Origin of the sequence: Lutibacter citreus (assembly GCF_003260195.1) — a bacterium.
GTDB classification, from domain to species: Bacteria; Bacteroidota; Bacteroidia; order Flavobacteriales; family Flavobacteriaceae; genus Lutibacter; species Lutibacter citreus.
Map to the genome: position 1 here is coordinate 116,734 of NZ_QEIH01000002.1, position 22,738 is coordinate 139,471.

The 22,738-nt window shown below is 29.6% G+C and carries 18 protein-coding genes; 7 read left to right on the top strand and 11 right to left on the bottom strand.

The features are described from left to right. Positions 1 to 45: 45 nt before the first annotated feature. Positions 46 to 2,619 carry a hypothetical protein gene (locus DAD81_RS03610; protein ID WP_157961071.1) on the bottom strand — a complete coding sequence of 858 codons (2,574 nt, stop codon included), beginning with the start codon at positions 2,617 to 2,619 and terminating at the stop codon, positions 46 to 48. 704 nt (positions 2,620 to 3,323) lie between these two features. Here DAD81_RS03610 and DAD81_RS03615 point away from each other — a divergent pair. Together DAD81_RS03615 and DAD81_RS03620 are read left to right on the top strand one after the other, a co-directional pair. Further along, entirely contained in the window at positions 3,324 to 3,527 is a 204-nt protein-coding gene (locus DAD81_RS03615; protein ID WP_111706876.1) for a lipopolysaccharide assembly protein LapA domain-containing protein, read from the top strand. Between the two features lie 11 nt (positions 3,528 to 3,538). Then, a complete protein-coding gene (locus tag DAD81_RS03620; RefSeq protein ID WP_111706877.1) occupies positions 3,539 to 3,982 on the top strand; it encodes a hypothetical protein in 444 nt (147 codons plus the stop codon). Positions 3,983 to 4,165: 183 nt separating this feature from the next. Here the strand turns inward: DAD81_RS03620 and DAD81_RS03625 are convergent, their stop codons facing one another. Beyond that, entirely contained in the window at positions 4,166 to 5,257 is a 1,092-nt protein-coding gene (locus tag DAD81_RS03625) for an OmpA family protein (RefSeq protein WP_111706878.1), read from the bottom strand. 148 nt (positions 5,258 to 5,405) lie between these two features. Between DAD81_RS03625 and DAD81_RS03630 the strand changes: the two genes are divergently transcribed. Further along, positions 5,406 to 7,715, top strand: a complete 2,310-nt coding sequence (locus DAD81_RS03630) for an outer membrane beta-barrel protein (RefSeq protein WP_111706879.1) — start codon at positions 5,406 to 5,408, stop codon at positions 7,713 to 7,715. Between the two features lie 147 nt (positions 7,716 to 7,862). Here DAD81_RS03630 and DAD81_RS03635 read toward each other — a convergent pair whose 3' ends face one another. From DAD81_RS03635 to DAD81_RS03660, 5 genes are all read right to left on the bottom strand, one after another. Further along, positions 7,863 to 8,498: a hypothetical protein gene (locus DAD81_RS03635; protein ID WP_111706880.1), complete on the bottom strand. Its 636-nt coding sequence runs from the start codon at positions 8,496 to 8,498 to the stop codon at positions 7,863 to 7,865. Between the two features lie 177 nt (positions 8,499 to 8,675). Next, positions 8,676 to 9,158: a RidA family protein gene (locus DAD81_RS03640; RefSeq protein ID WP_394340153.1), complete on the bottom strand. Its 483-nt coding sequence runs from the start codon at positions 9,156 to 9,158 to the stop codon at positions 8,676 to 8,678. A gap of 535 nt (positions 9,159 to 9,693) precedes the next feature. Further along, positions 9,694 to 9,912 (bottom strand): SDR family NAD(P)-dependent oxidoreductase, encoded by a 219-nt coding sequence (locus tag DAD81_RS03650; RefSeq protein WP_262511268.1) that lies wholly within the window; start codon positions 9,910 to 9,912, stop codon positions 9,694 to 9,696. A gap of 144 nt (positions 9,913 to 10,056) precedes the next feature. After that, the gene (locus tag DAD81_RS03655) at positions 10,057 to 10,443 is read right to left on the bottom strand and encodes a YybH family protein (protein WP_157961072.1); all 387 of its coding nucleotides are present in this window, start codon (positions 10,441 to 10,443) and stop codon (positions 10,057 to 10,059) included. 414 nt (positions 10,444 to 10,857) lie between these two features. Next, the gene (locus tag DAD81_RS03660) at positions 10,858 to 11,580 is read right to left on the bottom strand and encodes a hypothetical protein (protein WP_111706884.1); all 723 of its coding nucleotides are present in this window, start codon (positions 11,578 to 11,580) and stop codon (positions 10,858 to 10,860) included. 90 nt (positions 11,581 to 11,670) lie between these two features. On the opposite strand from DAD81_RS03660, the gene DAD81_RS03665 reads away from it, so the two are divergent. Then, positions 11,671 to 12,438 carry a TatD family hydrolase gene (locus tag DAD81_RS03665; RefSeq protein ID WP_111706885.1) on the top strand — a complete coding sequence of 256 codons (768 nt, stop codon included), beginning with the start codon at positions 11,671 to 11,673 and terminating at the stop codon, positions 12,436 to 12,438. Positions 12,439 to 12,440: 2 nt separating this feature from the next. Here the strand turns inward: DAD81_RS03665 and DAD81_RS03670 are convergent, their stop codons facing one another. Then, on the bottom strand, positions 12,441 to 12,803 hold the full coding sequence (locus DAD81_RS03670; RefSeq protein WP_111706886.1) for a hypothetical protein: 363 nt from the start codon (positions 12,801 to 12,803) through the stop codon (positions 12,441 to 12,443). A 161-nt stretch (positions 12,804 to 12,964) separates the two neighbouring features. Here DAD81_RS03670 and DAD81_RS03675 point away from each other — a divergent pair, with 161 nt between their 5' ends. The 3 genes from DAD81_RS03675 (at position 12,965) to DAD81_RS03685 (ending at position 17,617) form a co-directional block, all read left to right on the top strand. After that, the gene (locus tag DAD81_RS03675; RefSeq protein WP_394340148.1) at positions 12,965 to 13,447 is read left to right on the top strand and encodes a methylated-DNA--[protein]-cysteine S-methyltransferase; all 483 of its coding nucleotides are present in this window, start codon (positions 12,965 to 12,967) and stop codon (positions 13,445 to 13,447) included. A gap of 156 nt (positions 13,448 to 13,603) precedes the next feature. Next, positions 13,604 to 16,993, top strand: coding sequence for a hypothetical protein (locus tag DAD81_RS03680; protein ID WP_111706888.1), 3,390 nt, complete (start codon positions 13,604 to 13,606; stop codon positions 16,991 to 16,993). A gap of 57 nt (positions 16,994 to 17,050) precedes the next feature. After that, positions 17,051 to 17,617, top strand: a complete 567-nt coding sequence (locus tag DAD81_RS03685; protein WP_111706889.1) for a hypothetical protein — start codon at positions 17,051 to 17,053, stop codon at positions 17,615 to 17,617. 57 nt (positions 17,618 to 17,674) lie between these two features. On the opposite strand, the gene DAD81_RS03690 is transcribed toward DAD81_RS03685, so the two are convergent. From DAD81_RS03690 to DAD81_RS03700, 3 genes are all read right to left on the bottom strand, one after another. Beyond that, the gene (locus tag DAD81_RS03690) at positions 17,675 to 17,953 is read right to left on the bottom strand and encodes a F0F1 ATP synthase subunit epsilon (protein ID WP_111706890.1); all 279 of its coding nucleotides are present in this window, start codon (positions 17,951 to 17,953) and stop codon (positions 17,675 to 17,677) included. A 15-nt stretch (positions 17,954 to 17,968) separates the two neighbouring features. Next, positions 17,969 to 19,477: a F0F1 ATP synthase subunit beta gene (gene atpD, locus DAD81_RS03695; protein WP_111706891.1), complete on the bottom strand. Its 1,509-nt coding sequence runs from the start codon at positions 19,475 to 19,477 to the stop codon at positions 17,969 to 17,971. Between the two features lie 170 nt (positions 19,478 to 19,647). Beyond that, positions 19,648 to 22,596: a TonB-dependent receptor domain-containing protein gene (locus DAD81_RS03700; RefSeq protein WP_111706892.1), complete on the bottom strand. Its 2,949-nt coding sequence runs from the start codon at positions 22,594 to 22,596 to the stop codon at positions 19,648 to 19,650. Positions 22,597 to 22,738: the final 142 nt, after the last annotated feature.

Here is a 22,738-nt window from a genome sequence, read left to right on the forward strand (position 1 = left end):
AACCGAAAAAAGAGTTAATTTTCTTTTTTAGAATAGTTTAAAGGCTTACTCAAACTTCCACATAGCACTCCACGAATTTGGTTGAATTGGACCTATTTCTAGTTTGCCATATTCAATATGTATAACCTTTTCGGGATACCAATTATTTTGAAGTCTTCCATAGCCACTATGAGTTGGAATTAATTTCCATAAGGCACTTGCCCAATTAGGTTTAATAGAAACAACTTCAAGTGTACTACCCGAAAAATTTAAGTAAAGTTCAGGATTCTCCAAGCTTTGTATTCGGAACCAACCGTTAGCAGCAGGAATCATCTTCCATTGGTCTGCGTTACCGGTAACTGATTTTACCCCCTTTATAGCCTTTTTACCTTGGCTTTGGATGTACATATCTTTTTTCCAATAGTTTCTAATTCGTTTGTAATCTCCTTTCTTAACTGTATATAAAAACCCCTGATTGCCGCCAACAACACCAATGTTTGCTCCTTTTTTAAATTGTTGTATATCCTTTTGAATAGGCACAGCAAATCTTCCATCTGCCATTCTTAAATAAGCAAATGCTTGAAAACCACTACTCCAAGCATCATTAAGCTCATTTTCTGTTGCTAATGTCCAACCATGAAATTGTGCTTTACTTTTGGCCTGTGCCAAAGTAAGACCATCCTCGGAATAATGATGCATATCAGGGATAAGGTACCTAGCATCCAAAGTGGACATTATTTGATTTTTAAGCGCAGCCTGTTTAGCATCTTTCCTCACTATATAATTAGCAGCAGCAGTTTCCAAACGACGTTGTTCGGCTTTATCCGCAACATCCGCAGGAATCAAATAAGTGAAGTCCTTAGCATCTACAACCAACATCTTGAATAAGAATGAAAAATTTTCAATCTTCTCAGCATCTTTCATAGCCATCCAATCTTGTTGACGGTCTTTTATATAGCTATCCTTTTTTAGGTTATCTTCAAAAATAGCTATTTCTATTGCTTTACCACCTGTAGGCATAAAACCGACCATAAACACCCCAACTCCAGCTGCTATTGGGCCAATAGCGTTTACAAGAGCCGGTCCAATAGCATTAGATCCGAGTGCAGAACTGTTAACCCCTACACTTGTAATTGTAGTAACACTTTTTTCTACTAATTGCCCACCAATATTATGAACCACTGCATTGGTAATTGGACCAGACAAACTCCTTGCTATTTCAGCTGAAAGTTGGAGCGCTTGAAGTGCAAATCCGCTAAATAATAGGGTTCCTCCAATAGCAGCTCCCGTTCCAGCTCTTATGCCTATACTTTCAGCAATATTAAGTGCTTTAGCTTCTGCAGATAAGTTTTTGGAAAAGTAATTAGGAACACTCAATAGCAATTTTACACCTTGATCATTTTGGAAAGATTGCGCTGCCACTGGCATTACAAAATCCATTACCACTAAATTTTGTTCAAACGTAAAATACATAGGACTGCCATTCATTCCATTCTCTTTAAAATCATTAACTGACTTACCTGGTAATGGAACGGCAGATTTTATAAAAATGGACGACATAGTAACCCGATCATAAGATTGAGCCGTTCCTAAGTCATTTTGATCTATTAATGTTGGACCAGCATTTAGGTTTAACCCTGGTATAAAAGGCTCATCTCTTAACTGAGCTGAGTTTCTTCTTGAATAATACTTCCACGCTACTAAACTTTTTCTACTCGCGCTTGCAATGTGATAACTTACATATTCAGAAAACTGTTGTCGTAATGCAGGATTGGATCCTGTGCGCAGCATTTTCAGATACTCAGGCACAAAAAAACCAACAAACTCATATCTAGCAATCTCACAATCAGTACAATTTTCATCCTTACTAAGGATTAGACTTTTTAAATATTCAAATAAATGGATACTATTATCACGATAGCTATTAGGAAACTTTTCAACAATGTATCGACTTAGCGCTCTGTTTAAAATAGGTTGGTAATTAGCATCATCCCATTTGTCTTGCATAATATTACCAATACCATTTGCATACTTTTTTTCATATTCACGATATTTAGCAGCATCACTATCTTTATAAGGTATCCCATTTAATTTAAAGAACTCTCTAGCATAAAACCCTCCTTCTGAATTGTTTATAGCTATTGGATTACCTGCATTTCCCGATAATTTGATTGTATTATTAGATGGAGACGCAGCTACAACCGCTGGAGGCCTTTTTACAATTGGCGTTCCAGGTTTAATAGTGTAAAAGAAGCCTTGGTTACCTCCATTCACACCAATATTTACACCCTTTTTAAATGTGCCCATATCGCTTTGAACCGGAACTGACATTTGACCATCTGCCAACATTCCATAAGCAAAATGGCCATAGTTTAACCTGTTATAAGCAGCAGATAATTCATCTGCCGTGGCCAATGTCCAACCACTATAAGAAGCAACCGTTTTGGCTTGTTCTAAAGACAAATTGTTTTCATTATGAAATTTCACTTCATAGAGGCAGCCTCCATTAACACCATTCACCTTACCATCAGTACAGTTGGTCCTTATGCTAACATCTCCCGTTATAATAATCTTTTTTTGGGAGTATAATTGGTTTACAATAAAAAATAAAAGAATGGAGAATAAGATTCGATTCATCATTAGTTGGATTTTTAGTTAAAATAGAATTTTGTTTCACTTTATTCACAAGCAATATGTTGCTTGCTATATTAATAGTTAGAATTACAAAGACATTCTTTAATCTGAAGAAATATTTTACTGATTTTGTAAAACATCATTCTGATTTATCATGTCTGAGAAAGTCAACTTTAATTTATCTTGAAACTTATCTTGCTTCAAACTCCTATTATAAGTAGTAATTATAATGTTTATCGGTTCTATTTACCTTATAAACCAAGAGTCATTATTAAATTAATTTATGTTCAAAATTTCAAATAAGTATTTAATTACACTAAACGCGATTAAACAAGAAAATTAAAAGTAAAGACATAGATATTCTGGAGGAAATTTTTTTCTTTTCATCAGTCATTTTTTTGGTTAGTAATACACAATTTAAAAAATTTAATTAATAAAAACAAATTTAACACACTGAAATAGTTTGCATTACATTTAAAAAACAACTTAAATTAAAAATAATTGAAATTTATTATCCAACTGAAAAACCAATAATATACTTACAGTAAACAGGTGAGTTTTATTGACTTTTTAAGCCTAAAAGTTGAAATTAAAAAGTAGCTAATTCCGTTAAAATATCCACGTTTAATAGTTAAACGCAAATAACTTATTAGAGTTTAATTATGTCTTAAAATAACGTAACTTTATATAACAATTTATTTTTCATAAAAATGAAAACAAAAACAATTATAGCTATACTATTTATTTCATTAATAATTATTTTCTCCTTACAAAATGCAGAAATAACTGATGTTAAATTTTTATTCTGGAAAATAAGTATCTCTAGAGTATTGGTGATTTTAGGTAGTTTTGTAATTGGAATTTTAGTTGGTATATTAGTGTCAATCAAAAAGAAATTTACTAAACCTATTTAATATTTACTATAATGGCAAAATTAACTTCTATAAAGCTAGGTGAGCTACCTGAATCTATTGTTGTTGGAAACGATTCAACTGAAGTTTCAATAGAGGCAATAATTGATTTTCATAAAATAGATTTACAATTAGAAATGGAATACATATTATTTCTTTTTGTATACGATGTAAATGGTAAAATTGATATTCCTGTTATTATTGGAAATTGGGACCAAAGTAGTATTTATGGAATTTCAGATGATCGCCACGATCATTTAATGGGCACTATAAAGCTACCTATAAAAGCAATTGAAAGTAACGTTATTTTGAACACGTCTATAAAATTAAATTTAGGAAGGATCTTAGATGGAGATTCATATTTTTCTAAAAAACTAGAAGTATTTGGCACTTTAATTCCTGCTATAGGAAGAGCTTCTAATTGGTCTCAGCCTAAAGAGATAGGTATTCTATTTTAGATTATTTTGTATATGCCTGCTACCAAATATCTTAAATCTGTATGTTTTCTGGATGTGTTAGCATTTTCAATTCTTCACTTTAGCTAAAGACAGGTTAAAGTAAAATTTCTCATATTTATTGTAAATCAAAATTATTCTTTTACATCTTATATTACTTCAGATGTAAAAGAATACTAATATATATTAAAGAGTTTTAGTAATTTCTATTTCAACTCTACGTGCTTTTGATTCATTTTTCTCAGTATAATCAACGCCAAAAGATTCACTTTTAATAGCACTACCCTCCACACCTTTTATAACTAAATAATTAAGTACTGCTTGTGATCTTTTTGTTGATAAAGCTTTATTATAACTCGTATTTCCAGAATTACTTGCAAAACCTTTAATAGAAAAATTAAGTTTATCATTAACTCCATAAACATTTGAAAACATCTCATCAAGAATGGTTTTATTTATTTCATTTAAACTGAATTCATTATTAAAAAAATACAATTTTAAAGTACTAATATCTTTAACCTTTTCAATTTTTCTTGGCACCGATATGTTTTTCATTACTAATTGATTTTTTAATGAATCAATTAGTAATTGCTGGTCTTTTATCTGGTTACTTTTTACAGTTAACAACTTCATATTTAAAGAATCTAGGGTTTTAGAACCATCATTTTCTTTTAAAACATACACTGTATCAGTTTTTGAAATAGTTTTTTCAAGAAACACTGGTGCCGGATGAATAACGGTTCTTACATCTTTAGTTTCACCAGAAAGAATAGAGTTTTTCACCTGATTTTCAAGAACTTTTGAAACCAAATATTTTAATTCAGCAACTTCTTGCTGAAGCCTGTTTAACTCTAAAGTTTTATTTTCATTTTCATAATTAGTGCTTTTTTCTTTATTAGAATACTCATTAACAGCTTTAGATAGCACAGATTCTTTAGGTGAGTTTATATTGTCTTCAACATTAACATCCTTATTAGAGTCCAAAGCTGTAACAACTATTGGAACTAATTCTTTTGAACTTAATGTCGATTTTTTTTGTAATGAAAGTAATTCAGTTAATTGATTTATTCTTTGGTTTAACGAATCTAACTCTCTTTTTGTTGAGTTATTAATAGTTAAACTATTGGTGTTTTTGTATTTTTTTAAAGTATTTGAAAGCGAAATTAATTCTGCTTCAGAAATAACTATGTTACTTTTTTGCGTTTTAATTTGCGCAAAATTATGTGTACTTAATAGTACTAAAAACAACCCTAAAATTACTTTGTATGATTTTTTCATTTAACGAATATTTTTTTACAAATGTATGCACAATTTACCTAAATTAGACATAAAAAATAATTGATAATCGTATAAAAAAATAAGTTACTTTTGTCTCCAATTTTTTAAAAATGAGTTACATAACAACAATTTAAAGAAATCAATATAAATGAAAAAAATAATATTAGTAATCGTATTCTTTTTGATAATTACTTCAAAACTTACAGCGCAAGTAAAAGATATTAGTTTTACTTTTTCACCTGCTGCAGAATATACTTGGTGGGATAATCAAGCAGCATTTAAAGATGGTACTTTAGTTGGTGGAAAACTAGGATTTGGATTTGGTGAATATATAGAACTTCGTGGAGTTTATTTACGTTCATTAGATTTACAAACAGATTTTTCAAACTTTGGACTAACTAGTTTTGATAAAACCTTGTTTAACTCGCAAGATGCAACTCTTACCCGTTGGGGAGGCGAGTTTAAAGCTAATATTGGAACAAAAAGGTTAAAACCGTATTTTACAATTGGAACGGGAGTTCAAAATATTGAAGTAAATTCAGAAAAATTTGATCAAGTTTATGGTAGTTTAGGTGTTGGATTTAAAGTTAATTTGGTAAAAAGAATAGTATTATCAGTTGAAGCAAAAAACACAACTTATAACTTTAATGCAGCTTCTGCTTTATTAACAAATAATGATAAAGCTACGTTTAATGTAAATGATGCAAATACAACCAAAGAACGTACAAGTAACTGGGGATTAATGGGATCTCTTCAGATTTATTTAGGAGGAAGAAAACCAGGAACACTTACCGAATTGGATGAAGCATATTTAAAAAAGTTTAAAGGTGGTTTTAAAGGAATGCAATTGGTTATTGAACCAAGTATTGCACATATTTCATTTGATGATAATTCATTATTTAAAGACACTTATATGTTAGGTGGCTATGCTGGTTTTGATTTTAATGAATATATAGGAATAAGAGGTTTTTACTTTAAAGCAACGGAAAACGATGAGATTTCAACAAATTTTGATGAATTATCTATGTATGGAGTTGAATTTAGAGCAAGATTAAATGATGGAAACGGAGTAACTCCTTACTTAATTTTAGGTGGAGGATATTTAAACTCGTCTGATTTATATATTGGCAAAGGAAATTTAAATGTTGATAGCGGAGAATTTGCCACAGGTGGTTTAGGCTTAAATATACCTTTAGGTAGAAGAGTACTTATTTCTGGTGGGCTGCGAGCTATGATTACTTCTGGTGAAGATATTGACAATATTTCTGCACCAAATGATATTAAAACACATTTAATGTACAATGCTGGGGTTAAATTTACTATGGGAAGAAAATCTAAAGCGCCTTCAACCGTTTATGATGAAAAAGTTGCAAAAGAATTAAGTGTTCAGCAAGAAAATAATACTGAAAAAATTAATGCACTTAAAAATGAATATCAATCTAAAATAACAACCTTAGAAGGTGAAATTCAAAAAGCCTACCAAGCTAAAGATGTAAATAAAGCATTAGAGCTATTGGAAGATAAAAAAGAAGCTCAAGAAGCTTTAAAAGAAGTTGAAAAAATTTCAAAAATAGAAAATGAAAAAGCTATTGCACCACAAAATGGAACAATTATACAAATGACTCCTTTAGAGTTTGAATCGTTAATTGATAGAATTTTAAAAGGAGTAAATGGAGCTACTTCTGAAGATAATGAATTTATAAATGGTTCTGAGAAGTCAAAATCGGTAAATCATCAATTAGATAGTATTAACTCACGAATAAATGTTTTGGAAAAATTGATTTTAGAAAAAAACGAAATTCAAAAAGAAAGTTTAATTGAAAATTCTAAAGTTATAGACTCTTCTAAAACAGTAAAAAAAGAGCAAAAAGAAAAAAAATCTTTAAAAACTCTTATAAAAACAGAACAGAAAGATACAACTACAAAAGAAGATAAAAAAGCTGCTAAAAAAATAGCAAAAAATATTGAATCTATTGAGAAAGACAATATAAAATTGGACAAAGTTAATACAGAAACTAAAATAACTGATGCTATTACGGTTGACAATTCTGATAAATTAATTTCAGAACGATTTTTATCGTATAAAAATTCTTCAATTCAAGGTGGCTATGAATTTAGCAATTCTGGATATGCGGTTATTGGAGCAAAAGCTTATTTTACAATGGGCAATTCTTCATTTGAGTTTGTACCAGAAATATTTGCAGGATTTGACGATAATATTGTATTTGGAGCTGCTGGAAACATAATTTACCCATTTTTAAAAGAAAATATAAAAATACAACCTTACGTAGGAGTTGGAGCAGGAGCATTATCAAATAGTGACAATACTAAAGGGTTTTACAATGCAATATTAGGTGCTTATTTACCTTTTATTTCAGAAAAATTATTTATTGATTACACTATGAGAAACACGTTTGATTTAAATCAAATTTCAATTGGGTATCAACTACCGTTTTAGTCTCATTTTATAGGCATAGCTTGTACAAATAAAAAAAACAATTGTCCCATAGTCTAATTTATAATTCCTTTAAATATGGCTAGGGACAATCTTTAAGAATTAAAGTTTATTGTTTATATATTCACTTAAAGATAAGTATCCATATTATTATAAGCTACCACTAGTAATTGCAGGAGTTGGGTCGTTTTCTTTAATTCTAATTCTACATTTTTTTTCAATATTAAATACATTTTCAATTTGTGAAATATAGATAATATCTGGTATAAAAACATCTGATCGGTTTTTTCTACTTTTCATTTTCCCTGTTCTTAATTCCAACTCAATATCCCCATAATTACCATTACTTTTAATATTAATGCTCCCTGTAAATTGTTCCCAATCTTTTATGGTAATATTTCCTTTTCTAAATTTAATCAATCTAGTTTTAGTACCTACAAAATAAGCTCCATCTTGAAAAAATAAAATTATTGCCCAAATTAACATTCCTATTCCAACTATAAGAAATAGTCCAATAACTAATCCGGGAATTAATAAAGGCTCTAAATTTTCAGGACTTGCTACTACAGCAATATTGTTACTTGAAAAATGAACTTCTTTTCCTTTAAATATTGGCCCTAAAAAAGCAAATACAAAAATACTTGTAAAAGCAATCCAAAAAAATGAAAAAAACAATAAAGAAACACTTTTCTTTTTAGGATAATTTCTCTTGCTTTTTATTAAAAAATCAATTTTTTCAGAATCAATTATAATTTTTAATTCTTTTGGTGGGTTTAAAAAATTCATGATTTTAAGTATAGTTTATAGCGTTTTTAAGTAACTAATTTAGCAAATAAAACACATACCATAAAAATCGGAATTATAAATTATAAACTATTTATAAATTGATAATATTTCCGTCTCATATTTTCCATTGTTAGTTTAACATATTTAGACCAACTATCTGAAATTTTTCAACTTTCACTACTCGGATTTATGAACTTCTAATTCAATTTCAATCATAAATTCTGGTAGTGCTAACTCTTTCACTCCAAGCCAAGAACCTGTTGGAAATTGCTTTTTATAGATTTCAGTTCTGTAACCTGCGACTTCCAAAAATTTTGGCATATCTGTTGTGAATACATCTTCCTTTACCACATCATCAAAAGTACAACTATAATGTTTTAATATTTTTTCTAAATCGGCATAACAATTTTTCATTTGTTGCTCAAAATCACCAATGGCTGTTGGATTTCCTTCGTCGTCCATACTTACAGCTCCAGATATTTTAATATCATTACCTATTTTTACAGCGTGTGAATATCCATATGCTTTTTCAACTTCTGGTCGGAGTAAAAAATATTCAGGTTTTTCAGGTTTAACAACTATTTCTTTTTCAACTTCTTTCTTTGATTCTTTTTCCTTCTCTTCACAACTTTGAATTGTAAAAGTCAATGTTAAAAGCATCAAAATTAATGTGAACTTATTAGTAAAATTAATTCGTTTTTTCATAATTATTATTTTTTAGTGCCTACTTTGAATGGTTTTTCGGCTTAAGCTTAATTTATTTTTTAGTCAAGTTGATTGTGTAGCGGGTACAATTCAGGTCGTACATCAATGCCATGTTTCTTTGCTAATGGCACCATAATTTCTCCATTTTTTTTAAAGTCCTCTACTGACTCCCAAATGTTAACAACTTGTATTTCACCCTCTTTTATAGACGCGAAATGATGTGGTCTTGCTTTAAATTTTATTTGTTTTGCTTCTTTTAAATCCACTAATAAATCATCATACGATTTTGTGGTTGCACCTTTTAGGTGTAAATTGCTAATACTTTTTTCATTGTTTTTAAACTTAAAATATTTACCTACTCTAGTCGGTTTTCAGTATCCCCGTTTAAGTTTTCTTAAAAAATTTAGCTAACTTGTTTATATATATTTTGGTTGCCAACAACTTTATTCTTTCATTTTCGCCCTAATCAATAATCTAACTTTAAGATTTATTACATCGTCAATGTGAGTCCACCGTCAACTGTAAGTGTTGAACCAGAAATATAACTAGATTCATCTGAACAAAGAAATACAATAGCATTTGCAACCTCCTCTGGGCGACCAGTTCTTTGTAAATGTACAGTAGGTAGCAATCCTTTATCGTACAAGTCGTCTCCAACAATACCTCGCAAGCGATGGTGCATAGGTGTATCAGTTATACCTGGACATATAAGATTAGTTGTATGGTTTAAGCACTATAATTATCAAATAAATCACCGATAGAATATTCCTCAGGAATATTTTTAAGTAGGCTACAACTAGCAATTAATTATATAAATTGCTATCTATAGGTTTTTTATGTAGACTTCTTTAAGCTATTTCTTTTTGTCAGAAAACCAAGTATCTCGTAATATTTTCCATTTTCCGTCATCTTTTTTCCAAACTAATAAATATCTTCCACTTCCAACAGCCGTTCCATTAGTATGGTACCAAGTTTCTGTTCCGTCTTCCACAAATAATTGTTCATTTCCCCATAATTTCGTAGTTTTAAAACTTGAGCCAGTTGTACCGCCTCTAATCATATTCCCAAATACCTTAGTAATATTTTCTTTTCCCACAACAGATGGTATTATCTCGGCATCTTCCATATACATATTCCCTAAAGCAATCGAGTCACCTTTTTTTAAATGACTTTCATATTCTTGAAGACGTAATTCAATTTCTTTTTCAAGGATTGGTAAATCCGTTTGGTTAGATCTCAAAGTCTGATCATTTGCTTTTTGGTCACAGCTCGTAATGAAAATCAAAGCTATTAAAAACGCTAAAATTGGATCTTTGTTAGTTTTGATTTTTTCATTTTTTTTCTATTTAAAGTGTTTATTCAGCTTATGAACAACCATCCATTAAAAGCACAAATTCAAACCTTCACCCTTTAATTTTAACGGATAAACCAAATAGTAATTATTTATATTTAATAGATAAAAAATGGGATTGTTTAATAATTTATTTCTTAAAATTATTAAGTATCAAATAGCAATTTTAGAAAAGCAGTTTTTGTTATCACAACTAATTTTTTTAGTTAGTTACAGCTAAATGTAAGAAAAAATATGACATATTACAAATGTAAAGTACTGTATGTCTATATGTTAATTTATTTATACGTGTAAAATAATATCTTAATTATTTCTTTTCGATAAATAATAAGGTAATAATTTATTCTTTCCGTGTTCAAAACGAGAATGACAATTATCAATATCACCTTCAAATTTTAACTCGTTTGGAACAGCCAAATTAAATATTCCTTTACCTTTTGCAATTCTTTCTAATCTATAAAGTGCTTTAATTGAAAGTCTATTATATAAGGGTTCTAAAACTTGACATTGCTCATAAGTCCCGTTTTTAATATCCCAAATTTTAGCTTTTTCACCTATTATAAGATCTTCAGAAAAATAAACTTCTTTCAACAATGGAAATCCAAATGCCAATACTTTTTTAGAACCTTCATTTGCAAAAAGTACTATTTCTTTATTTCTAACAATAAAAACCCGGATAAAACCATTATCCATATTAGATAATTGTTTTGCAGCTATAGAAGCAATTCCAACTCCATTTATTTCGTGCCCTTTAACCTTAATAGCATTATCAAACCATTTATAAAAATCACAAATCTGACTTATAGAAGTATACTTTAAATTTCCATTTTCTGCCGCCAAATTAAAAATATTAGCATTTTCCCAAACTTCAGTTTGTCTTTTTCTGTCTTTTTTTAGCCAACAACCAGATTGTAAAACCTTGCTATTTGAAACCTTTTTATAAGTTTGTATATTCCTATATTCCTGCGCACTTACACATTCAAAAAGGAACACAAATAACAAAATAAAACCAATCTTAATATTCATTCTTTAACAACTTATTACGGCTAAACTAAAGTAGGTATTAATTACTGAACAACTCTATTATTTAAAACAGTTTTTAACTACTTTTGCCCTATGATTTTAACCGATACGCACACGCATTTATACAGCGAACAATTTGATGATGATAGAAATGAAATTGTACAACGCGCCATAGATTCTGGAGTTTCTAGATTATTTATTCCTGCCATAGATTCTACTTATTTACCAGCTATGTTAGATTTGGAAAAAGCTTTTCCAAAAAATATATTTTTAATGATGGGATTACACCCAACACATGTAAAAGAAAATGTCGCTGAGGAATTAGCATTTGTAAAAGAATGGTTGGATAAGCGGAATTTTTATGCAGTTGGTGAAATTGGTATAGATTTGTATTGGGATAAATCCTTTTTACAGCAACAACAAGATGCTTTTAAGCAACAAATTGAATGGGCTAAAGAAAAAAACTTACCAATTGTAATTCATTGTAGAGATGCTTTTAATGAGATTTTTGAAGTTTTAGAAGAAGTGAAAGATGATAAGTTATACGGAATATTTCATTGTTTTACGGGAAATTTAGAACAAGCCCAACAAGCAATTTCATATAATATGAAATTAGGAATAGGTGGTGTTTTAACCTTTAAAAATGGTAAAATAGATAAATTTTTAAATGAAATTCCATTAAATAATATTGTTCTGGAAACCGATTCTCCATATTTAGCACCAACTCCTTTTAGAGGAAAAAGAAACGAAAGTAGTTATATTATAAATGTATTAGATAAACTAGTAGATATATACAATTTAACGCCACAAGAAATCGCTAAAATAACAACACAAAACTCTAAAGATATTTTTAAAATTTAGAATTATTCAACTTTATTAAATGGTAAGTCTGAATAATCTATTAAAATAAGTTGCCCTGTTTTATTAAAAGAAAATGAAGTTTTATTAATTTCATCCAATTCATCAAATGTTAGGATATTTTCATCAGTACTCCAATTAAACATAATAGCTGAAGAAACAATTGTTGTTCCCATATTCCCTTCTTTAAAGGTTTTATAACCAGTGTTATCTGGAAGAAAATTTAATTTAAATTCAAGATTTTCACTAAAATCAGTGCGCAACCATTCTCCTATCAACTTATCAGATAGATCCATATCATCATCACTATTACAAGATAAGAATGTAGTAAAAGTTACTAGTAATAAAAGAAATTTAATATTTTTCATAGCTAAGTAATTTAATGTCAGAACTTAAATTACACATCAAAGTTAATTCTTTAATATATTAAAAAAAAACTTAATAAGCTAACTGTAATGTTTTTTCAACAATTGGCGTCTTTTCATAAATAAATGTATATTTAATATTCATAAATAATATTTTCAATATTTTGGAACAAAATCATAAAGTATATTATAAAACACCCATCGGAATTGCCAAAATAATTGGTGATATAAATGGAATAATTTCAGTCTCTGTTATAAATGATGAAATTGAATCTTCTGAAATAGTCCCTGAATGTTTGAAAGATTGTGTACAGCAACTAGATGAATACTTTAAAGGTTCAAGAGAATCATTTAACTTAAAACTAAATCCTGTTGGGACAGATTTTCAAAAAAAAGTTTGGAATGAATTATTAAATGTACCCTTTGGAAAAACAAGAAGTTATTTAGACCAAAGTAAAAAACTTGGAGATGTAAAAGCCATTAGAGCTGTAGCTTCAGCAAATGGAAAAAACCCAATCTGGATTATTATTCCATGTCATAGGATAATTGGAAGTGATGGTTCTTTAACAGGTTATGCCGGCGGAATCTGGAGAAAAAAATGGCTTTTAGAACACGAAAGCCCTTCTCTGCAACAGTCATTATTTTAAACTATTTTTGCTAAAAATTCGTTATACCGTTTATTGCTTGCATTTACTATAAAAGAAAATAATGTATCGCTATAGTAACGGTTTCTTTTTTTAATGAACTAGAAAAAGAGCATTTTAATGTGGTGAATATAATTGATGAATGGTATTATTTAAAAAATGAAAAAAGGACTCTTCTTATTATTTCTTTTAAGTAGTGTAATTGTCAATGCCCAATTTCAATCTAAAAATTTACATAAGAAATCATTTTCAGTTAAAAACGACAGTGTAAAAATAGATTCTGTAAGCATAAATCCATTTAAATTTAAAGTTTTTTCAGATACTATTTCTGAAATTGATTCTTCCAGATACATTATAGATTTTTCCAAAGCATTGCTTATTTTTAAATCTAATAATTCTAAAAAATATTCAAATATAATAGTTCAATATAACTCCTACCCAGATTTTTTAACCAAAAAATATTTTGATTTTGACGATAAAATTATTGTTCCGAATGATCAAATTGACGCACCATTATATAGCCTCACAACTAATCAAGAAAAATCACCATTCAAACCTTTTGAAGGGTTAAATACTGCCGGAAATATTACAAGAGGTCTCACTGTTGGTAACAACCAAAATGGAGTAGTAAATTCTTCATTAGATTTACAAATTGCTGGAAAATTATCAGATAAAATAACTTTAAAAGCTTCTATAATTGACACCAATTTACCTATTCAAGAAAATGGAAATACTTATAAATTAAATGAGTTTGATCGCGTTTTTATGGAGCTTTTTAGTGATAATTGGAGTTTAAACGCAGGTGATATTTATTTAAACAACCAAGAAACTTCTTTTTTAAATTTTAATAAAAAAGTTTCAGGATTACGGGTAAACACAAAAATTAATAATGAAAATTCAGAAATAGCTATTAAAGCCTCTGGAGCTATTGTAAGAGGGAAATATAATAAAGTTCAATTTATAGGAAATGAAGGAAATCAGGGTCCGTATAATTTATCTGATTTTAACAATAAATATGTATTAATTTTATCTGGAACGGAAAAAATATATGTGAATGGACGCCTTTTAAAACGCGGTGAAAATAATGATTATACTATAGATTATAATACCGCTGAATTAACTTTTACCACAACTTTTCCAGTTACTGCAAATATGCGGATTTCAGCAGAATATCAATTCAATGATAGGGTTTATACACGTTTTATCACTTACAACAATATTTCTTACAAAAGCGACAAACTCTCAGTTAGTGGATATTTTTACAATGAAAACGATTTAAAAAACCAATCTTTAGAACAAGATTTATCTAATGATCAAAAGCTAATTTTAGCAAATTCAGGAAATAACACCAGAGAAATGGTCACTCCTTCTGCTTATTTAGACACGTTTTCTGAAGACAAAATATTATATCGAAAAATTTCAAATGGTGCCACTAATATTTTTGAATATTCAATAAACGAAAACGATGAATTATACCAAGTTTCATTTTCTTATGTTGGAGAAAATTTAGGAAATTATACATTAAAAGATGTTATTGCTCTTGGAAAAATATATGAATATAAAGGCGAAAACTTAGGAGATTACAACCCAACTATTCAATTAGTTGCGCCTGAAAAATTACAAGTCGCCGTTTTTAAAGCAACTTATAATCCTTCTACAAAAACTACAATTAATACAGAAACTGCATTTAGTACTTTTGATCAAAATTTATTCTCAAAACTTGATGATTCAGAAAATAATGGTTTAGCTTCAAAATTTAGCTGGGATCAAATTATTTTTCAACATAAATGGGAGTTAAAAAGCAATTTAAAATTCAACTTTATTAATGAACGTTTTAAAAGTGTTGAACGTGTTCAAAACATTGAATTTAATAGAGATTGGAATATTGAGAACACAAGCGGAGATCAAAAATTATTAAGTAGTTTTTTAGAATTAAAAAACCAACAGAATAGTACATTTAAATACCTTTTTGAAAATTTAGAATTTGGTGAATCTTTTACAGGAAACAAACATCATTTATTAGGAAATATCAACAAAAAAAATAGCTCTCTAAATTTCAATACAAGTATTTTAAATAATGAAACTTTATTAGATAAAGGAACTTTTACTAGATATTTTGTAGTTTCAAAATATAACCTTTCAAAAAGCTGGTTTGGTATTCAATTAAGTGGAGAAAATAATAAACGTATAGAAACTGCATCAAATTTAACATCAAAATTAAGTCATAAATTTAATGAGTACGAAGCCTTTATGGGAATTGGAGATTCCACTAAAGTTTACACGCAATTTGGTGCTAATTTTCGATCAACAGATAGTATACAAAACAACACTTTTAAACGTGCTAACAATTCAAAAACGTATTATTTAAAGTCTACATTAATTAATACAAAAAGAGCTCAATTAAATACATATATAAATTATAGAACAGTTGAAAATACAAATTTTAAAAATGAAGAATCATTAAACTCAAAGATATTTTACAAACAACAGTTATTTAATCAGTTTTTATCTTTTAATACTGTTTATGAAAACAAATCAGGAAACTTACCTCAACAAGATTATTCATATATTAAAACTGAACCAGGTCAAGGTTTTTATACTTGGATTGATTACAACAATGATAATATTAAGGATTTAAATGAATTTGAAATAGCTCAATTTGCTGATCAGGCAACTTATTTAAGAATTATTTTACCAACTATAAATTACATAGCCACGCAACAAAATAAATTTACTCAAAATATCTCTATAAATCCACAACAGTGGAACTCTAAAAAAGGACTAAAAAAATTAGCTTCTCATTTTTACAATCAAACTTATTTACTGGTAGATAGTAAACAAAAAAAGAGTGGAAACTCATTCAACTTAAATCCTTTTGATACTAATAATGAAAACTTATTGGGATTAAACTATAATTTAAACAATAGCCTATTCTTTAATAAAGGGAAGAAAAATTATTCAACAACCTATAGCTATATTCAATCAAAAATTAAAAACACTACAACTATTGATGATTTAGAAAATGAAATTGAACTTCATAAAATTAAATTTGAACATAAAATTGGTGCTTTTTGGCAATTAAATTTTGATGCTAGTAATACTTATAACAATTCCTTATCCTTAAATTTTAACAATAGAAACTATAAACTTAAAAACACTTCTCTTTTACCAAAAATCTCTTATTATTATAATGACAACACCTACTTCTCTTTATTTTATGAATCTGAAAATAAAAAAAATAAAATTGGTGATTTAGAAGCCTTAAAATTGCAAAAATTAGGTTTTGAAGTAAACTATGCCTCAAACGCTAAAAACCTCTTAAAAGCTGATCTAAATCTTTTTAAAAACAACTTTACAGGAAATAGTAATTCACCCATCGCATACCATATGCTAGAAGGTTTACAACCTGGGGAAAATTTTACTTGGAGTATCTTATTTTACCGAAAAATAAATTCATTTCTAAATCTTAACTTAAATTATTTAGGAAGAAAAAGTGAAAGTTCAAATGCTATTCACACAGGAACAATTCAATTAAAAGCTCTTTTTTAAGTTAACTAAATTTATGGTTCGGTTTTTGTAATTATTAATTTAAATAAACATTAAGTTATGAAAAAACTCGCATTAGCATTTGCATTTCTATTCAGTATAACTGTCTTTTCACAAGGTATTAGAGGCTCCTACAGAATAAATAATACTCAGCAACAAAACTATAGAACTCCATCACAATTAAATGAAATAAAAATAGACGGAGCAAAACTTGCAATAGGAGGTATTCTTGAAGCTAGTTATGAGTTTGTAGGCAATAATTCTTCAGGTTATGGAATATCCGTTTTAGTTAACCCTAGGGAAAGTGATGCTTATTTTGAGAAATTTTCTATAACTCCTTTCTATAGAATGTATTTTTTAAACCGTCAAGATTATGGAGCAAAAGGACTTTTTATTGAAGGTTTTTCTAAATTCTCATTTGGTACAGATGACAATTATTACTATGACAACTATGGAGATGATGAATACTTTGATACAGCTTTAGGATTATCCATTGGAAAAAAATGGGTAAACAATAATGGATTTATTTTGGAAATATTTGCTGGAGGAGGTAGAACACTTGGTATGAGTGAGGCTTCTCCAGAAGGATTTTTTAGAGGAGGTATTTTTATAGGAAAAAGATTTTAAAAATAAAAAATGCCTAGCAAATTGCTAGGCATTTTTTTATAAATATATTATTTGAAATTAATCAGCAAGAATAATAATCTTGTTTTCTTTCATTTCAATTGTACCACTTTTAATAGGTAATGAATACCCTTCTTTATTATTAGAAAATTTACTTTCAAAACCTTCTTCAAACTTCACATTTGCTCCTTTAAATTTAACAGTACCTTCAACAAGTAAAGAAACTATAGGTGCGTGATTATCTAACATTTGAAACTCTCCATTTACACCAGGAACTGAAACTAGTTCAACTTCTGAATGTAATAATGTTGCTTCTGGTGAAACTATTTCTAAAATCATAATTATATAATTAAATTATACTTCAGCTAACATTTTCTCTCCAGCATCAATCGCATCTTGAATTGATCCTCTTAAGTTAAATGCAGCTTCAGGATATTTATCTAACTCACCATCCATAATCATATTAAACCCTTTAATAGTATCTTTAATATCAACTAAAACACCTGGTATACCTGTAAACTGTTCAGCAACGTGGAATGGTTGAGATAAGAAACGTTGAGCTCTACGTGCTCTATGTACAGCTAATTTATCTTCTTCAGATAATTCTTCCATACCTAAAATCGCAATAATATCTTGTAATTCTTTATAACGTTGTAACAACTCTTTAACACGTTGTGCACAATCATAATGTTCTTTACCTAAAATGTCTGCCGTTAAAATTCTTGAAGTAGAATCCAATGGATCTACCGCAGGATAAATACCAAGCTCAGCAATTTTACGAGACAATACTGTAGTAGCATCTAAATGCGCAAACGTTGTTGCTGGCGCTGGATCCGTTAAATCATCCGCAGGTACATATACCGCTTGTACTGATGTAATTGAACCATTTTTTGTTGAAGTAATACGTTCTTGCATTGCTCCCATTTCAGTTGCCAATGTTGGTTGGTAACCTACCGCTGATGGCATACGACCTAAAAGTGCAGATACCTCTGAACCAGCTTGTGTGAAACGGAAAATATTATCTACGAAAAATAATACATCTTTTCCTTGTCCTTCACCTGCACCATCACGGAAATACTCAGCAATAGTTAATCCAGATAAGGCAACACGTGCACGTGCTCCAGGTGGCTCATTCATTTGACCGAATACGAAAGTAGCCTTAGATTCTTTCATTCCAGCCTTATCAACTTTAGATAAATCCCATCCTCCTTCTTCCATAGAGTGCATAAAATCATCACCGTATTTAATAATACCAGATTCTAACATCTCTCTTAAAAGGTCATTTCCTTCACGAGTTCTTTCTCCTACACCAGCAAATACTGATAAACCACCGTGACCTTTTGCTATATTATTAATTAACTCTTGAATTAATACAGTTTTACCAACTCCGGCTCCACCAAATAATCCAATTTTACCACCTTTTGCATATGGCTCAATTAAGTCAATTACTTTAATTCCTGTAAATAATACTTCTGTTGAAGTAGACAAGTCTTCAAATCTTGGAGCCTGTCTGTGAATAGGTAAACCATTTTCACCAGCTTTTGGTAAATTACCTAAACCGTCAATTGAATCTCCAATAACGTTAAATAAACGGCCATAAATATCAGCTCCAACTGGCATTTGAATTGCATTACCTGTAGAAAAAACCTCAGTTCCTCTACTTAATCCATCTGTTGAATCCATTGAAATAGTTCTAACAGTATCTTCACCAATATGTGACTGAACTTCTAACACTAATAATGATCCATCTGTTCTTTTAATCTCTAATGAATCATACAACTTTGGAAGTTCTGCACCTGATTCAAATTCAACATCGATAACTGGACCAATAATTTGTGCAACTTTACCTGTAACTTTTGTCATTACTTTAACTGTTTATATTTAAGATAATTAATCTTTTTAGTTTATCCGCATTTTGCAGATTGCAAAGATAGTTTTTTGATTTTATTTTGAAAATTTTTACATATCTTTTTTAAAAAGAAGCGCTTTAACTACAATTAAAGCGCTTAAAATTCTTTATTTATTTGCTATTATTATAGATTAAAAGTCCATGAAGCAAAGTATTGAGAACCTATTTTCCCATTACCCGGAGCACTAAAATACTCTTTTCCTCCTAAATTAGCTGCTCCAATTTTAAATGTGGATTTCCAGGTTGGTATTGTATAGTTTACTTGTGCATCAACTACAGTTCTTGCATCAATAATAGCATCTGCAATTGTAGATTGCCACATATATTCATCGCTCCAACGCACATTTAAGTTAAAACCTAGGTTGTCTATTACATTTGTATTTCCAAAAGATAATTTCACTTTATGCTCTGGAGTATTAAAACCAGCTTCATAGTCAGGGTCTGAAGATTGATCAAAATCAAACTTTGCATACGTATAACTTAAACCAGCATTATAATTTCCAAATATTTTTGATGTAAGACCAATACTACCTCCATATGATGAAATATCTGCATCAGAATTTGTATATACTTGAAATCCTTGTAAATCTCCACTTCCAATAGCTTCTAACAATAATTGTGTATTTGGATCCGTAGCAACATTTGCTGGATTAAAACTTGGCACGTCTCCATATAATGGTACTGCAACATTTTTGTTTCCAATAAAATCTTCGTATTGGTTGTAATATGCACTTGCATCAAGAGAGAATTTTCCAAAACCAGCTCTATATCCAATTTCATAAGCAGTAACTCGCTCAGGTTGTACGTAATTAATTTTAGATTGTTTTATTAAACCGGCATTTAAACCGGCCGCCTGAGCAGGAGTTGCTCCAGCTAAAACTGCAGTTTGAACCGCTGCTCCGAATGCTATCAGAGAGGACTCTGTAAAAGCATTATCATAAGCTCTTGCTCCAGATAATTGTACTGTTGATCCACCAGCTACAGATTGACCCGTTGGACTATTAATTGGAATTGGTGCAGATGTATACCTATCTAAGTTATCAGGTGAAGATCCTACAAGTATTCCTACCCCAGCATCTAAACCAATATATAAATCTTGAGTTGTTGGGTTTCTAAACCCTGTTTGAAATGAAGCTCTTAAATTTCTAGTTTTTTCTTTCCCTAATGAATAAGACAATGAAATTCTAGGTGAAACATTTCCATCAAAGTTTTTAGCTTTATCATATCTTAAAGACCCTGTAAATTTAAGCCTGTCATCTAAATACTTTTTTTGAATTTGTGTATATGCTCCATATTCAGAATAATCAATAGGCCCATCTGAATCTGTAAATATAGTTCCGTCAGAATTTAATGAATACTGTCTCCAAGAACCTCCAACTTGAATATCCGCAAAATCGATTAATTCATGAAAATTATAATTAGCATCAATATGATACAATTTAGTATTATCTTTAAATTTAGCTCCTGTTAATATATTTGGATCCGAGACTACAGCATCTAATGCTTTTTTAAATTCAGGAGTTCCTGGTTGTAAAGTAACATTTGCATCGGCATATTGTCTTGCTCCGGCATGTAATTGGCTAGATGCAGCTGCCACGTCTGCTTGTGTACCTCCACCAGCTAAAATTTGACTAGCACCAGTTGCATATGCTCCTGCATAAGTTCCAAACCAAGTACCTGCAGTTTGTTTATTTAAATTAACACCAGCAAACTTCATATCATAAGAATCTCCGGCATCTTCAGTTGTTAAATACCCTCTCACAAAAAATCGATCACTTTTAATTTCTAACTTATGTTGTTGCAGCCAAAAATTATTAATGTTGTATCTATTTGTTCCTTGGTAAATTGTATTTCCTTTACCAAATTTACCATTATAAATAATTTCTAAATCATCAGCAAAAGGTCTATAATGTAACGCTACGTTGGTTTTTATACTTCGCGCACTATAATCTGTTAAATCTTGCTCTTTATATCCAGTACGTGATACATTATCTTTTGGCAATAAAGCGCTAGCTCCTGCTGGAAGTTGATTAATACTTTCTAAATATTGACCAAATAAATTTAAATCACCTAAACCTGCTGAAGATAAATTTACTTCATCACCATATATGTTCATTCTATCAAATGAAGTTTGCCCTGTTTCGGCTTTTATTGGTGTAGCAGAACCAGTTACGCTATTATCATGATCATAATCTCTATAATCTGTAGCGTACCAATCTGTTCCATCTAAAAATGAAAAAGAAGCTTTTGCTGCAAATTTATCACTAAACTTATGAGCTATTCTTATACCGGCATCTACAAAAAGATTATCTCCGGCAGCTTTTTGAGACGTTATTCCAGTTTTCCCGTAAGCACTAATCCCATGAGAATCAAACGGATTTTTACTGGTCATAAATAAAACACCATTAAATGCATTTGCACCATACAATGCAGAAGACGCACCAGGCAATAATTCAACAGTATTCACATCCAATTCAGACATTCCTAATAAATTTCCCAAAGCAAAATTTAATGCAGGTGATGAATTATCCATCCCATCAACCAATTGCATAAAACGTGTATTAGAGAAAGTAGCAAATCCTCTAGTATTAACGCTTTTATTGGTCAAACTATTCGCATTAATATCCACACCCTTTAAGTTTTCTAAACCATCATAAAATGTGGGTGAAGATGTATTTTTAATCGCTCTTGCATCCATTCTTTCAATAGTTACAGGCGATTCTAAAATTCTTTCTGGTGTTCTGGAAGCGGATACCACAACTTCATCTAAAGCTGTTGCAGACTCGTTTAACGAAATGTTTAAAACTTGATTATTTTTTGAAACTTCAACAGTGGTTGATGAATAACCTATTAACGAAATCTCTAGAGAGAAAGGAGGGTCTTGCGCAACTTTCATTGAAAAATTTCCATCAAAATCAGTAGTTGTACCAATAGATTTCCCAACAAATTTAATGTTGGCACCTGGAATTGGCTGTCCAGATTTAGCCTCCTTTACTGAACCCGTTACAGATGTCTGTGCTACTAAAACAAAACCTGTAAAAAGCGTAAAGAAAACACTTAATAATTTTTTCATATTTTCTTAATTAGAATTGATTAACTTAATCGCAAAATACAATATTTTTCTAATTTTCCTAAAAATAGTGTTAATATTTTTAATGTTTGACTAATTTACACGTTAATAATAATAGATTTTTCAATAAAAAAAACAATCTTAA

What these genes read in the sequence shown, in the direction of transcription:
- DAD81_RS03690 (WP_111706890.1), bottom strand. Translation starts at nt 17,953, where the DNA reads ATGATTTTAGAAATAGTTTCACCAGAAGCAACATTATTACATTCAGAA.
- atpD (WP_111706891.1), bottom strand. Translation starts at nt 19,477, where the DNA reads ATGACAAAAGTTACAGGTAAAGTTGCACAAATTATTGGTCCAGTTATC.
- DAD81_RS03625 (WP_111706878.1), bottom strand. Translation starts at nt 5,257, where the DNA reads ATGAAAAAATCATACAAAGTAATTTTAGGGTTGTTTTTAGTACTATTA.
- DAD81_RS03630 (WP_111706879.1), top strand. Translation starts at nt 5,406, where the DNA reads ATGAAAAAAATAATATTAGTAATCGTATTCTTTTTGATAATTACTTCA.
- DAD81_RS03610 (WP_157961071.1), bottom strand. Translation starts at nt 2,619, where the DNA reads ATGATGAATCGAATCTTATTCTCCATTCTTTTATTTTTTATTGTAAAC.
- DAD81_RS03660 (WP_111706884.1), bottom strand. Translation starts at nt 11,580, where the DNA reads ATGAATATTAAGATTGGTTTTATTTTGTTATTTGTGTTCCTTTTTGAA.
- DAD81_RS03700 (WP_111706892.1), bottom strand. Translation starts at nt 22,596, where the DNA reads ATGAAAAAATTATTAAGTGTTTTCTTTACGCTTTTTACAGGTTTTGTT.
- DAD81_RS03615 (WP_111706876.1), top strand. Translation starts at nt 3,324, where the DNA reads ATGAAAACAAAAACAATTATAGCTATACTATTTATTTCATTAATAATT.
- DAD81_RS03665 (WP_111706885.1), top strand. Translation starts at nt 11,671, where the DNA reads ATGATTTTAACCGATACGCACACGCATTTATACAGCGAACAATTTGAT.
- DAD81_RS03635 (WP_111706880.1), bottom strand. Translation starts at nt 8,498, where the DNA reads ATGAATTTTTTAAACCCACCAAAAGAATTAAAAATTATAATTGATTCT.
- DAD81_RS03680 (WP_111706888.1), top strand. Translation starts at nt 13,604, where the DNA reads ATGAAAAAAGGACTCTTCTTATTATTTCTTTTAAGTAGTGTAATTGTC.
- DAD81_RS03620 (WP_111706877.1), top strand. Translation starts at nt 3,539, where the DNA reads ATGGCAAAATTAACTTCTATAAAGCTAGGTGAGCTACCTGAATCTATT.
- DAD81_RS03640 (WP_394340153.1), bottom strand. Translation starts at nt 9,158, where the DNA reads ATGCTTTTAACATTGACTTTTACAATTCAAAGTTGTGAAGAGAAGGAA.
- DAD81_RS03685 (WP_111706889.1), top strand. Translation starts at nt 17,051, where the DNA reads ATGAAAAAACTCGCATTAGCATTTGCATTTCTATTCAGTATAACTGTC.
- DAD81_RS03670 (WP_111706886.1), bottom strand. Translation starts at nt 12,803, where the DNA reads ATGAAAAATATTAAATTTCTTTTATTACTAGTAACTTTTACTACATTC.